The 12,744-nt window shown below is 64.3% G+C and carries 13 protein-coding genes; 7 read left to right on the plus strand and 6 right to left on the minus strand.

Features of this window, described 5'->3' with window-relative positions:
- Nucleotides 1-20: 20 nt before the first annotated feature.
- Complete coding sequence (locus KU306_RS07460) at nucleotides 21-2,027, minus strand: DUF7997 domain-containing protein (protein ID WP_258303309.1); 2,007 nt, start codon at nucleotides 2,025-2,027, stop codon at nucleotides 21-23.
- A 226-nt stretch (nucleotides 2,028-2,253) separates the two neighbouring features.
- On the opposite strand from KU306_RS07460, the gene KU306_RS07465 reads away from it, so the two are divergent.
- Entirely contained in the window at nucleotides 2,254-3,303 is a 1,050-nt protein-coding gene (locus KU306_RS07465) for a TrmB family transcriptional regulator (RefSeq protein WP_258303310.1), read from the plus strand.
- Between the two features lie 81 nt (nucleotides 3,304-3,384).
- Nucleotides 3,385-4,563 (plus strand): lycopene cyclase domain-containing protein, encoded by a 1,179-nt coding sequence (locus tag KU306_RS07470; protein WP_258303311.1) that lies wholly within the window; start codon nucleotides 3,385-3,387, stop codon nucleotides 4,561-4,563.
- Nucleotides 4,564-4,697: 134 nt separating this feature from the next.
- On the opposite strand, the gene KU306_RS07475 is transcribed toward KU306_RS07470, so the two are convergent.
- The gene (locus tag KU306_RS07475; protein WP_007544906.1) at nucleotides 4,698-5,609 is read right to left on the minus strand and encodes a serine/threonine-protein kinase RIO2; all 912 of its coding nucleotides are present in this window, start codon (nucleotides 5,607-5,609) and stop codon (nucleotides 4,698-4,700) included.
- Between the two features lie 215 nt (nucleotides 5,610-5,824).
- Here KU306_RS07475 and KU306_RS07480 point away from each other — a divergent pair, with 215 nt between their 5' ends.
- A complete protein-coding gene (locus KU306_RS07480; protein ID WP_258303312.1) occupies nucleotides 5,825-6,268 on the plus strand; it encodes an NUDIX domain-containing protein in 444 nt (147 codons plus the stop codon).
- A 27-nt stretch (nucleotides 6,269-6,295) separates the two neighbouring features.
- Here KU306_RS07480 and KU306_RS07485 read toward each other — a convergent pair whose 3' ends face one another.
- Entirely contained in the window at nucleotides 6,296-6,946 is a 651-nt protein-coding gene (locus KU306_RS07485; RefSeq protein ID WP_258303313.1) for a VOC family protein, read from the minus strand.
- 140 nt (nucleotides 6,947-7,086) lie between these two features.
- Between KU306_RS07485 and KU306_RS07490 the strand changes: the two genes are divergently transcribed.
- Nucleotides 7,087-7,914 carry a lipoate--protein ligase family protein gene (locus KU306_RS07490; RefSeq protein ID WP_258303314.1) on the plus strand — a complete coding sequence of 276 codons (828 nt, stop codon included), beginning with the start codon at nucleotides 7,087-7,089 and terminating at the stop codon, nucleotides 7,912-7,914.
- An 81-nt stretch (nucleotides 7,915-7,995) separates the two neighbouring features.
- Here KU306_RS07490 and KU306_RS07495 read toward each other — a convergent pair whose 3' ends face one another.
- Nucleotides 7,996-8,520, minus strand: a complete 525-nt coding sequence (locus KU306_RS07495) for a redoxin domain-containing protein (RefSeq protein WP_258303315.1) — start codon at nucleotides 8,518-8,520, stop codon at nucleotides 7,996-7,998.
- A gap of 93 nt (nucleotides 8,521-8,613) precedes the next feature.
- Here KU306_RS07495 and KU306_RS07500 point away from each other — a divergent pair, with 93 nt between their 5' ends.
- From KU306_RS07500 to KU306_RS07510, 3 genes are all read left to right on the plus strand, one after another.
- The gene (locus KU306_RS07500; protein WP_258303316.1) at nucleotides 8,614-9,456 is read left to right on the plus strand and encodes a deoxyribonuclease IV; all 843 of its coding nucleotides are present in this window, start codon (nucleotides 8,614-8,616) and stop codon (nucleotides 9,454-9,456) included.
- Between the two features lie 57 nt (nucleotides 9,457-9,513).
- Nucleotides 9,514-10,755 (plus strand): endonuclease/exonuclease/phosphatase family protein, encoded by a 1,242-nt coding sequence (locus KU306_RS07505; RefSeq protein ID WP_258303317.1) that lies wholly within the window; start codon nucleotides 9,514-9,516, stop codon nucleotides 10,753-10,755.
- Nucleotides 10,756-10,912: 157 nt separating this feature from the next.
- Complete coding sequence (locus tag KU306_RS07510; RefSeq protein ID WP_258303382.1) at nucleotides 10,913-11,668, plus strand: class I SAM-dependent methyltransferase; 756 nt, start codon at nucleotides 10,913-10,915, stop codon at nucleotides 11,666-11,668.
- Between the two features lie 33 nt (nucleotides 11,669-11,701).
- On the opposite strand, the gene KU306_RS07515 is transcribed toward KU306_RS07510, so the two are convergent.
- Together KU306_RS07515 and KU306_RS07520 are read right to left on the minus strand one after the other, a co-directional pair.
- Nucleotides 11,702-11,917, minus strand: a complete 216-nt coding sequence (locus KU306_RS07515; RefSeq protein ID WP_258303318.1) for a zinc ribbon domain-containing protein — start codon at nucleotides 11,915-11,917, stop codon at nucleotides 11,702-11,704.
- A gap of 68 nt (nucleotides 11,918-11,985) precedes the next feature.
- Nucleotides 11,986-12,630 (minus strand): DUF7095 family protein, encoded by a 645-nt coding sequence (locus KU306_RS07520; protein ID WP_258303319.1) that lies wholly within the window; start codon nucleotides 12,628-12,630, stop codon nucleotides 11,986-11,988.
- Nucleotides 12,631-12,744 lie beyond the last annotated feature (114 nt).

The raw sequence follows: 12,744 nt of genomic DNA on the forward strand, positions 1-12,744 counted from the left end.
GTTCTCGATACCGACGCCGACTAGCGCGTCGCGTCCGTCGCCTCGACCTCTAACGTCGCCAGCGTCGCGAGCCGAAGCGCGTGCGGCCAGCCGAGCGGGGTCGCACTGTCGGGCGTGCCGTCGTCGAAGAACTGCTCTGCGAGGTAGCCTTCGTCGGTGCAGAGCGGGCCGCCAGGGAGGACGAGCGAGAGGAGCGACCGACTCTCGTCGAAGAAGTCGCCCGCGCGCTCGTCGCCGCGAGCAGCGAGCAGCGCGCCGAGTTCGACGGCGGCGTTCGCGCCCCACGCGGTCGAGACCGTCCAAATCTTTTCGGACGACTGCTCGCGCATCCGCCAGTCGTCGCCCTCGAAGCGGACCAGTCCCTTCACGTCGCTCTCATCGGGGTCGTGCCAGAGGCCGTCGAAGACGGACTCGACGTGGGTGACGAGGTGGTCGATGCGCTCGTCGCCGACGGCTTCGAGTCGGTCGTAGGCGCGGTGGGCAGACACGAGCGCGAGCGCGGCGGAGTCGTATCGGTCGTCGAGTTCGCCGTCCGCGAGTCGGAGGCCGTAGCAGTCGCGCTCGTCGCTCCAGAGCAGGTCCACGCCGTCGTACACCTCGTGGGCGCGCGTGGCGGCTCGGTCGGTGAGGTCGTCGTCGAGGCCCGAAGTGGCGAGCGCCGCGTAGGCTTCGAGGAACGTCGCCGCCGTGTGGCTGAATCGGCCGGTCATGTTCTCCCACGCGTTCTGGCACTCGACTGGGAGCCCATCGTCACCGAGCGTCTCGTCGAGGCTGTCGAGCGCGGCTTCGAGCGTCGTTTCGATGTCGGCGCGCAGGGCTTCGTCGTCGCAGTCGTCGTAGAACGTCGCGAGGAAGGCAATGACGCTGCCCGTCTGGTCGGCCTGGTAGTCGGCGTCGTCCCCCGATTCGAGCCGCGCATTCGCCCACCCCGGCGCGAGCGACCCGTCGAAGGGCCAGACGCGGTGCGGCCACGAACCGTCGTCGCGTTGCGTTCGGCAGTAGGCGCGGGCGCTCCGGGCGTGCCAGTCGTCGAGGTCGAGGCCGAGTCGCTCGTCGGATTCGAAGAGGAACCGAGAGATTTCCGCATCGTCGCGGAACCACGTGTAGCCGTAGCCGCCGGAGTAGGCGTAGTAGGGGTCGAAGTCCGGCCCGGCGATACGAAGCCCGAGCGGACCGGAGAGAAGAGAGAGAACGCGCAGGTCGTCGCGCATCGCGCTCGCATCGGCATGGTCGGGGACGGTCCCGGCGATACCAGCTCCGGCGCGTGCTTCGAGTTCGTCGCGGTCCAGTTCGACGAGCGACCGGACGATTTCGAGCGCCTCGTCGCGGTCCGTCTCGCTCTCGTCGGTGACGAGTGACCCGACGGTCGCCGTCCCAGATTCGAAGGGGACCGTTGCGACCACGGCACCGCTCAGTTGGCCCTCTTCGTAGCGGTCGTCGGAGCGCGGTCGAGGGAGTTCGACGTGTGTGTCGGCGAGCAGTTCGTCGAACTGCTCTGGGACGCGGCCTTCGACGGTGTCGAATGCGGGCGACGACGCGACGAAATCGTGTTCTTCGGTGTGGTACACTTCGACCGCGTCGCCGTGGGTGAGTTGCCCGACGAGCGTGTCGCGGCCGTCCGGTTGGAAGTGGACGAAGGCGACGAGTTCGACGTCCGCGTCCGTCTCGAACTGCGTGACGTGCGCGTCGTCCGTGGTCAGGTCGTACTGCGTTACGTCTCCGAGCGCCGTCTCGTGTTCCGTGATGACCAGTCCGCCGTCACCGGCGTACGACTGGGTCGCGTCGTCGTCGAACCACTCGACCTCGGCGTCTTCGTCTCGCGGCCGGACGCCAAATCGGGAGCGCTCGACGCCCCAGCGTCCGGTCAGTGGGAATCCGAAATCGCGGACCGAGCCGTCGGTCTCGACGTGGACGAGTCTGTCCCCGAGTCCAGAAAAGCGGCCGCTCGTCGTTCGTCGTTCGCCAGGGAACCGCGTCGGGTGGTCCGCATGGCGTTTGTAATCGGCGAGTGCGTCACGGAGTTGCATTGATAACTCGTCTCTTTCCGGTGAGTAATAACTTTGGTGTAATGCTCATTCAAACTTTCATAGATTCCCGAAACGCTATCAGCCCCGTCGGTGAACGTCGCAGTATGACACGTCACACTGCTATCATCGGATGGGCGGAGGGTACAGTGCCGCAGAATCGTCGCAGAACCGTCGCCGACGCGTCGGAGTCGAGTGATTAAGTACCGTGGTCGATGACACTCCCACCATGGACGACCGCGAACTCGCCGACCACTTGGAGCAGTTCGGCCTCTCCGAGAAGGTCGTCGACACGTACCTGACCCTCCTCGAACTCGGGGAGGCGAAGGCGAGTCAAATCGCCGACGCGGCGGGTGTCTCCAAGCGCTACGTCTACAGCGTGAGCAAGGAGCTCGAAGAGCGGGGCTTCGTCGAGGTCAACGACCACGTCGTGCCGACGACGATTCGTCCCCGCCCGCCGGCCGAAGTCATCGAATCGCTCTCCGAAAACGTGGCGTCGATGCGCCCCGCGCTCGAAGCACGATACACGGCTACCGCGCGCGACGAAGAGCGATTCGAGGTCATCAAGTCGCGCGTCACTGTCATCAAGCGCATCGCCGAACTCGTCGGTCGCGCCGAATCGGAAATCACGCTCTCACTCCCGTACGACGTCATCGACGAGGTCGAAGACGAACTGCGTGCCGCCCGCGAACGCGGCGTTCTCATCTCGCTCGTCATCAGCGGCGTCGAACCCCACGACGAACTCTCGCTCGCCGGTCTCGCGTCGCTCGTCCGCGTCTGGCACGAACCCATGCCGACGATGCTCACCGTGGACTCTCGAATCGGTCTCGTCGCCCCCGGTGAGATGGTCGCGCGGTCGAACACCGACTCGCAGGCTATCGTCTTCGCACAACCGCATCTCGGCCCGGTCATCGTCGGGTCGTTCTTCGGGAACTACTGGCCGATGGCTGCCGAGGCGTACATCTCCGAACCGGACCCGCTCCCGACGACCTATCACAACTTCCGCCACGCCGTCCTCCAGGCCGCGCTCTGTGCCCGCGAGGATATCGACCTCGAAGTGACTGCCCACGGTCGTATGGTCCACACCGACGGCCCGACCGAACTCCACGGCCGAATCGTCGATATCCGTCAGGGGCTGCTCGAACCTGCGAACAACTCCTTCCCGGTCGAGAACACGCTCGTCATCGAGACGGACGACGGCACGTACAGCATCGGTGGACTCGGCGCGTTCGTCGAGGACTTCGAAGCCGAGTACGTCGAACTCGAGCACGCCTCCTGAGTCGTCGCTGTTTCAGTTGCAATCGTGGTCTGGTACGCTGCTCTGTGTAGTGTTTTAGGTAGTTGACAACTATGCTAGGGTATGTCTATCTCACGACACGGAACAGGAGCGAAAGCGGCGCTCGGCGCGCTCGCATCGCAGGTCCACCCGGTGTTTATGCTTCCGCCACTGGTGGCGTCGTGGTTCGGTGCCATCCTCGCGGGCGAGTTCTCGCTGTTGCCGGGGGTACTCCACGCCGCCGCGGTGTTCTTCGGCGTGTACACCGCGCACGTGAAAGACGGCTACATCGACTTCTACCACCGCGGCGAGGACGACGACCACCCGATGACTCGACGCGGGTGTTATCTCGGCCTCGGCGGCGCGACACTCGGATTCGCGCTTTCGACCGCGGCGCTCGTCGGCGTGGTCGATGTCGGCGTCGTCCTCCTCACCCTTCCGGGGTGGCTCCTCGGCTTCTTCCACGCCCCGCAACTGGACACGAATCCCGTGACGGCGACGGTCGGCTATCCACTCGGCATCGCGCTCAGTATCCTCGGCGGGTACTACGTCCAGACCGCCACTCTCGCCGCCGCCCCGCTCGCGTTTGCAGGTGTCCTCCTTCTCGTCCTCGCCGGCATCAAAATCATCGACGACGCGGACGACTACGAGTACGACCGGTCTATCGACAAGCGAACTGTCTCGGTGGTTCTCGGCCTCGACTCCGCGTTTCAACTCGCCTACGCGCTCATCGGCGCTGGTCTCTTCTTCGTCGTCGCAGGCTCGATTAACGGGCAGTTTCCACCCTTCGCGGCGGTTGCGACCCTTCCCTTCGTCCTCGTCGTGCTCGTCGCCCGCGGTGCGACGCCGAAACTCGCGACGATGCTGCTCGTCCGCGGGTCGTACGTCTTTCTCGCACTCCTTGTCGTCGCCGTGGCGTTTCGCCCGCTCTCTGGCGTTCGACTCCCCGATATTGGCGTGCTCGGCCCCTACACCTATCTCGCGACGGAGGTTTTCTTCGGGAGCGTCGCAGCCGTTGTTCTTGCCCGCGCCGGGCGCGAGGCAGCAGTCCGCGTCGCTCGAACTATCGCTGTCGTCTACCCCGTCGCGTACGTCTGGGACTGGTACTCGCTCGAAGTCGGCATCTTCGCCATCCAACTACGGACTGGCATCGACTTGCTCGGCATCCCGCTGGAGGAACACCTCTTCATGGTCGTCGTTCCGGCGTTCGTTCTCGCGGTTCACGAGACGCTCGGTGAGTCCGACGCCGAGACGCGTCGGTAATTGTTCTTGGACGACGTGAGATGCCCGTTAGGTGATTCTCTATCGCGGCATTTGATTTATTTGCGAGAGAAGCGGCTATCGCTCACCGAACGAACAGCACAGAAACGAGCGGGACAGAGCGTCTCGGCGGAAATTCAGTCGCGGTAGGCGTCGAGGCGCTCGAAGTCGTTGCGGGCGATGGCGTCAGTCAGCGAGTCGAAGTCGACGTCGTCGGGCATCTCGCCGGGATACTTCCGGCGGAAGTAGCGGACGATGTTCTTCACGTCGCGTGCGAGGAGTTCGCGGGCGTTGTCGTGGTCGGTGGGAACTGCCTGCGGCCAATCGAAGATGGTGATTCCCTGCTCGCCGACGGCGACGTTGTACTCGGACATGTCGGCGTGGACGTATCCGGCATCGTACGCCGACGCCATCTCGTCGAGAATCAACTCCAGCACGCCCGTCACCTGTTCGGACGCGAGCTTCGCCTTCGAGAGTTCGACGCCGTCGAGCTTTGCCATCACGATGGCGTGGCGGTTGTGGTCCACCGGACGCGGGACCGACACCTGCGGGAAGAGCGTCTCCAGCGCGTCGTACTCCCGCTCGGCCGCCTTGCGCGCGGTGTAGAGCCACGAGACGTGGTGGTTGTCCGAGGTGTAATCCCGTTCGCGGCGGACCTCGCGGAAGTTGGTGTAGCCCTCGCGGTGGAACTTCAGGGCGAGGGGTTTGAACGACTGCACCTCCAGCACGTCGCTTTCCTTCCCGACGCCGAGAGGTGCGCCGACGCCTTGGATGGTGTCCCGCTGTGAGAAGGTTCGCAGCGCGAGCGCGTCGTACCCTTCGACCGTGAGTTTGTACCCCTCGTACTGGATGGTCTTGCGCTCGATGAGTTCGCGGGTCATACAGCGGTCGATGCGGTAGTCGACCTCCTCTTTCGTCAACCCGGAGTTCTTCGGGAGTTTCTCGCGGTTGACCCACTCGCTGAAGCGCATGCCCTGCTCGACGCCCGAGAGGAGATAGAAGTCCTCAGACTCGAGTTCGGCCATCACGCCGGCGACGTTCCGTACCATGTGAGGTGTTCCGCGACCAAGGGGTAAAAGGCCCGCGAGTCGGCAAATCGACATCCGATAAATCCCATACGACGATACAGAACCGATGGACGCCGGTCCAACCGCTGCTCAGAGTGCTGGAGAACCAGCTCTCGGAGACCGTCGGCTGTCACTACTTCGGACGGGAGTGGCGGGATGAAAATCACTATCAGTGGTGCAGCGCACCATCGGTCACGATGAACCAGTACGCCTACGTCGTGAACGTCGAGGGAGCGGTCGTCCGAGACGGGACGTATCTCCTCATCGAGCGTGCGGCTGAAGAAGAACACGCTGCTGGTATGCTGGCATTCCCGGGTGGCAAAGTCGAGCAGCCGCCGGGTCACTCCGCGCCAATCGAATCGACCGCTCGTCGCGAAATCGACGAAGAGGTCGGCGTCGAGGTCGGGTCAGTCGAATACGTGCACAGCCGAACCTTCGAAGCTGTCGGCACACAGTGCATCAACGTCGTCACGCTCTGCGAGTACGAGGGCGGTGAAGCCCACGCCCGCGCCCCCGACGAGGTTGACGCGGTTCACTGGCTCTCGCCCGAGGAGATTCGTGACCACGACGACGCACCCGAGTACCTCAAAGAAGATGTCGAGCGTATCGAAGCCTACCGAGACGAATCCACGACACAGTAGCCAGAGACGTCCTGTTCGAGAGAGACGCTACTGTTCGACGTTGACGCGGTGCGGCAATCCTTCGGGTTCGAAGGTTCCAGTCGCGTCGCACTGCACGGACACGGGAACGACGGTTGCCGGGGTGTCCGTCGGGTACCACGGTCGACCCTCGGCTGCGACGACGAACCGTGCGGTCTGGTCGCCGACGAAGACGACACTTCCCTCGCCGAAGTCGCTCCACACGTCCACGTCGAGGGCGTCGGTCAGCGCGGCGACGAACGCATCGACATCGCGGGCGACCAGCCCGACTTCTGTCACGCCTACGAGGTCCGTCTTCGGGTCGAACTCGCCGGACGACTGCCCGTCGTAGCAGACGTATTCTACGACGTTGCCTTCGGGGTCCTCGAAGTAGACCGAGTCGGCCTCCATGAACTCGAATCGGATGCTTGCTCCCTCGTCGGTTTCGAGGATGTCGATATCGTGGTCGTCGAGCCACGCCACCACGGAGTCGATGTCGGCGTCGGCGGTGAAGGCGAAGTGTCCCGGGTCCGTGTCGCCGAGTTCGAACCAGACTGTCGTCTCGCCAGCGGTCACGGAACGCTGTGAGCCCGGAACCGCTGCGAACCCGAGCGTCTCGGCGTAGAACTCACACAGGGAGATTGGGTCTCTCGCGGCGAAAGCGACGCGGTGGAAGTGCATACGGGAACGTCACGGCGGCGTGGTTTAATCGAATCGCTCGGCTGGGGTGGTGAGGTACTGGGTCGGTCGTACTGGTCGGTCATGCTGGCTTCGTAGCCCACGGTCGAAATCGCTTTCCCCCAGATGTTCCATGTTCGACTATGAACGACGCGCCGGATGCGATTGCAGACCGAGAGTGGCGATTGATTCGTGAAGACGTCCACTCCGGGGCGATGCAGATGGCTCTCGACGAAGTTGCGGCGGAGACGGCCGCCGAGGGCGGCCCCCGGACGGTCCGCGTGTACTCGTGGAAGCCGAGTTGTCTCTCGCTCGGGTACGGACAGGACCCCGAGACGGTCGATTGGGACTACTGCGAACGCGAGGGAATCGACGTGACGCGCCGTCCGACCGGCGGTGGCGGCATCTACCACGATAACTACGGTGACGTCGCCTACTCCATCGTCGCGCCGAAAGCCGAGTTACCGGGCGACCTCATGGACTGTTATCACCTGCTGTGCGAGCCGATTCTCGACGCGATTCGGTCGGTCGGCGTCGACGTGGATTTCGTCGAGGACGACATGCCCGTCATCTGGCATCCGGCCTGCTACCTTCGAGCGCTCCACCCGGCTCACGACATGGTCGCTGAGGGACGGAAAGTCGCGGGGAACGCCCAGTACCGCCGCCGCGACGCGGTTATCCAACACGGCTCTCTCACCTACTCGGTCGACGCCGAGACACATCTCGGCGTCCACGAGGGCCACGACGTGACGCCCGCGGAGTTCCGCGAGCGCGTCGTCGGCATCGACGAACTCGCCGACGTCTCTCGCGAGGCGTTCGTCGAGGAGTTGGAATCGACACTCGCCGACTTCGTCGAGGCCGAAGCGGGGTCGTGGACGGACGACGAACTCGACAAAGCGAGACGGCGAGTCGAAGAGAAGTACGACACTGACGACTGGGTTCGCCGGAATCCGAAGTCGAAGTCGGCGTGAAAATCCGCAACTGAACGTCGGCGTGAGAGTTTCCAACTGAGCGCGGGAGCGGTCGAAAACGCCCGCCTCGACCGCCGCGATTCAGAACCCGAACGTCTCTTGGGAGTCTAATTCGAGCGCCTCGACGACGCCTTCGTACACTTCCGTCAGCGGCGGGATGTCTCGGGTGGGGTCGAGCCAGTGTTCGCCCAGCCAGCGGTAGCGGACTGTGAGGTCTTCGTCGATGAGAAAACAGGAGCGTCGGGCGCGCTTGGAGACGCCGAAGGTTCGGTAGACCACGTCGAACGCCGACGCCAGTTCGAGGTCGGTGTCGGCGTACAGCGGGAAGTTCAGGTCGTGTTCGTCCATGAACCGGCGGTGCATCCCGACACTCGATTTACTCGCGCCGACCACGTGAACGTCGCTTCCCGTCGAGAACCAGTCGAAGTCGCGGATTGCACACCACTCTTTCGTGCAGTCCAGACTGAAGTCTGCAGTGTAGAAACACAACAGGACGGGTTTCTCGGCGACGAGGTCTGAAAGACTCCGCGAGACGGTCTCGCCGCCTGGTTCGACGAGTGTCTGTGTGATATCGTCGGCAGTCGCTCCGACAGAAAGCCCGGTCATACTGGGAGGTGGGGAGTAAGCGCCATATCGATTCCGGACGCCGAACCGACCAACTCCGAAGTCCCTTTGTTCGGGTACCCCGTGGAGTTCGCCATGCGAGTAGGAGCACACGTCTCTATCGCCGGTGGCGTCGACAACGCGGTCGAAAACCAACTCGACGTCGGCGGGAACTGTGGACAGATATTCACCCACTCACCACAGGTCTGGCAGGACCCTAACATCGGCGACGACGAAGCCGATGCCTTCCGAACCGGAACGGGCGACTCTCTGAAAGGACCGTGGGTCATCCACACCTCCTACCTGGTCAACCTCTGTACGCCGAAAGACGGCCTCCGCGAGAAGTCCCTCGACTCCATGCAGAAGGAAGTCGACGCGGCGGCCAAACTCGACATCCCCTACGTGAACGTCCACCTCGGTGCCCACACCGGCGCGGGCGTGGACGGCGGCCTCGACAACGCCGTCTCCGTCCTCGACGAAATCGACGTTCCCGACGGTGTGACGATTCTCATCGAGTCCGACGCCGGGTCCGGAACCAAACTCGGTGGCGACTTCGCCCACCTCGGGTACGTCCTCGAAGAGTCCAAACAGGACCTCGACATCTGTCTCGACACCGCCCACGCGTTCGCCGCGGGCTACGACCTCTCGACGCCCGAAGGTGTCGACGAGACGTTCGAGGAACTCGACGCCGAAGTCGGTCTGGAGCACCTCAAGTGCGTCCACCTGAACGACTCGAAACACGAATGCGGGACGAACAAGGACGAACACGCCCACATCGGCGAGGGCCTCATCGGCGAGGAAGGCATGCGCGCGTTCATCAACCACGACGCCATCGTCGACAACGAGGTTCCGCTCGTCTTGGAGACGCCGACGGAAGACGGCAAGAGTTTCGCGTGGAACATCGACCGCGTTCGTGAACTCCGCGCCGACGAAAACTAACGACTGCCTGAGCCGTCGGGCAACGATTATCCGGCGCGCTTTCCAAGCGCTTTCTGAATGCCCTCCCCGTCGGATACGACTCCCGGCCTGACTCGCCGGACCGTCCTCCACTCTGCAGCGACAGTTCCGTTTGCTGCGTCTGTTGTCGGAGTCGCCCGCGCAGAACCATCGGGCGGCCCACGAATCGCGACGCTGAACCTCGGTCTCGGCGTGAGTCTCACGCCAGTCCTGTTCGCGGAAGACGCGACCCAACGCCGCCGCGTCGTCGGCGACCTGTACGAATCAGTCCACGCGAGTGACGTCCCCCGCCGGATGGCCGTGCTCGCAGACGAACTCGCCGCAACCGGCGCAGGCGTCGTCGCCCTGCAAGAGGCCGCGTCGGTCGCCGCCGACGGTACCGACTCGGTCGACTTCCTCGACGAGTTGACGCAGGCACTCGACGACACCGACGCGGACTACCGCGTCGCGGCCGTCTCCGAGACGACGAGCGTCTCGCTTCCGGGTCTCGTCGACGGCGACGAGACGACTGTCACACTCCGCGACAGAGACGCGATTCTCGTCCGCGAGGGTGTCGAATCGACCGAGATACCGAACGTGACGCTCGACGCTCGCCTCGCCGTGCCACTCGGTGAGGGGGGTGAGACGGTCGAAATCTCCCGTGGGGTTGCCGCCGCGAGGGTGTCTGTCTCGGGTGGTCCGACGTTCGCCGTCGGTTCGACACACCTCGAACGGGCGAGTAGCGAGATTCGAACCGCGCAGGCGACCGAACTCGCTGCGTGGGCCGACAAGCGCGACGGCCGAGTCGTCGTCGCGGGAGACGTCAATGCGACACCGGACGACGAAGCCTACGACACGCTCGCGGCCTCGCTCGAACCAGTCACCGGCGACGTTGGTCCGACGTGCTGCCGAAGCAGCGACCTGACGAGCGGCGACCTCTCGCGGACGGTCGACCACGTCTTCGTCCGGGGATTCGACGGAACGGACCCCACTCGGTTCGTCACCGGCGACGACCTCCGAATCGAAACGCCGGAGGGCGAGCGGTGGCCGTCCGACCACGCGGGCGTCGTGGTGAATCTCGACGCCGTGCCTCTCGAAACTGCGTCGCCCTCGGCGACCCCGACACCGACTGTGACGACACAGTCGTCGCCCGAACCGACCACGAGCAGTACGCCGACCGAGAACCCGACCAGTCCCCCAACCGATGGAACGTCGACGTCAGCAGACGCTGCTGGGTTCGGTATCCTCGCGTCACTCGTCGCACTGGTCGTCGCCGCCGTCCGCGCTCGGAAGCACGACTGACGCTGGTGCTGACGACTAGCGACTGGCTGCTGACGCTAAGACAGACGACAGACGACTGCGCCGAAGTCGTCGACACCGACTCATTTTTGGCTCACCACGCCCGAACCCGGGTGTGCGACGCTTTTCGGAATCGTATCTCCGGCGGACGCGACAGGGGATGTGGGACGACTCGCGCGCCTCACTCTCTGACCTCGACCTCGACGGGCGCGAGCGCATCCTCGACGTTGGCTGTGGGACGGGCGAGTTTACGCGCGTCCTCGCCGAGTCGTCCGACGCGCGCGTCGTCGGCGTCGACGCCGACACCGACCTGCTTTCGGTCGCTTCCGAGCGTCCGGGAATCGAGGCAGTCGCGGGTGACGCCACGCGACTTCCCTTCGGCGACGACAGTTTCGACCTCGTCGTCTGTCAGGCACTCCTCGTGAACCTGCCCGACCCGGCGGCCGCGCTGTCGGAGTTCGCTCGCGTCTCGTCTGACCTCGTGGCGACGGTCGAACCCGACAACGCCGCCGTCGGGGTCGATTCCACGGTCGATGCCGAAGTCCAACTCGAACGCCGCGTCAGAGACGCCTTTCTCGACGGTGTCCAGACGGACGTGGCGCTCGGCGAGCGCGTGTCTGACCTGTTTTCCGACGCCGGACTGTCGGTCGTCGGCACGCGACGCTACCACCATCGGAAGGTCGTCGAGCCACCGTACGACGAGTACGACGTTCGGAGCGCGGCGAAGAAGGCGACCGGCGAGGGACTCGACCGCCACGAGGCGGACCTTCGGCGCGGCCTCGGCGACGACGACTCCTACGAGGCAGTCCGACGCGAGTGGCGGCAGATGGGCCGCGACGTCGTCAGACAGATTCGAGATGAGGAGTACCGCCGGGCAGAGGTCGTCCCGTTCGACGTGACGACTGGCCGTGTGTGACGAGTTCGTGTGAACAGATTGGATAAAACGCGGTCACTCCAAGAATCGGTCTTCGAAGTTCCCGTTCGAACTGCCTCGATAGAGCTCCGAGTACCCGCACTTCGCACACGAGACGACGGTGAACTGGCGGTTTTGGATGTCGAACATCTGCGAGACGCCAGTCCCCGACGTTGCAATCTCGTCCATCACCGTCTCGGCGTGTCCGCATTTCGGACATCCGTTTTCTGAACTCTCACTTGGGGGACTCATACTACCATGTGTCATTCAAAACTACATAAAAATTATCGCGACAGACAATACCGACGACACGTTCGGCGTCAGACCACGTCGCCGCGGACGGTCGCGCCGGTCTGTTCGGCGCGGTACTCGCGCATCGCTTCGACGGCCACGTCGGCTTCGTCGTCGTCGACGCCGAGCATCTCTAGTGCCCCGGTGAGCGTCGGGAACGCGAACTCACCGTTGCGAAGTTTCTCCATCGCGTTCGGCGAGCGCTGGCCATCCGCGTAGAGACAGACGCCGCGTGGATCGAGAATCTGTTCGTACTTCTCGCGGGCCATCGCGCCCTTCAGTCGCTGTGTGACGTTGTCTTCGAAGGAGGCGTTACACACTTCGAGGTGGATTGGTTCGTCGTCCGGAAGCAGGTGCGCGGCGAGGCACTTCTCGGGGGCGGCGTAACCGTTCGAATTCGCCCGGAGCAGGTCGGGATTCTCCCGTGCCCACTCGGCGCGGACGCTCTTTCCGACGCCCTTCACGCCGTGGCTGGCTTCGAATTCGGCGGCCGCATCGCCGTCGCCGCGGAGCAGGATGTCTTTCGTCACGTACACGTCGAGTCGGTCGAGCGGGTCGAGACCGAGCGCGACGTCGCCGTAGACCCACACCTCGCGAACGGGGACGGGGAGCGTTTCGGATTCGACCGCATCGACGATTGCTTCGACGCGGTCGAGGGCAGCGTCTCTGTCCATCGCGTGACGGTGGGAGTTCGAGGGGGAAACCGGTTTCGCGTCGGGTACGCTGTCATCTCACACAGGGGCGACAGACTGCCAGCCACTCCGAGGCGAAACCCGTATCCCTACTGC

Source organism: Haloferax larsenii, from assembly GCF_024730625.1.
Classification (GTDB): Archaea; Halobacteriota; Halobacteria; order Halobacteriales; family Haloferacaceae; genus Haloferax; species Haloferax larsenii.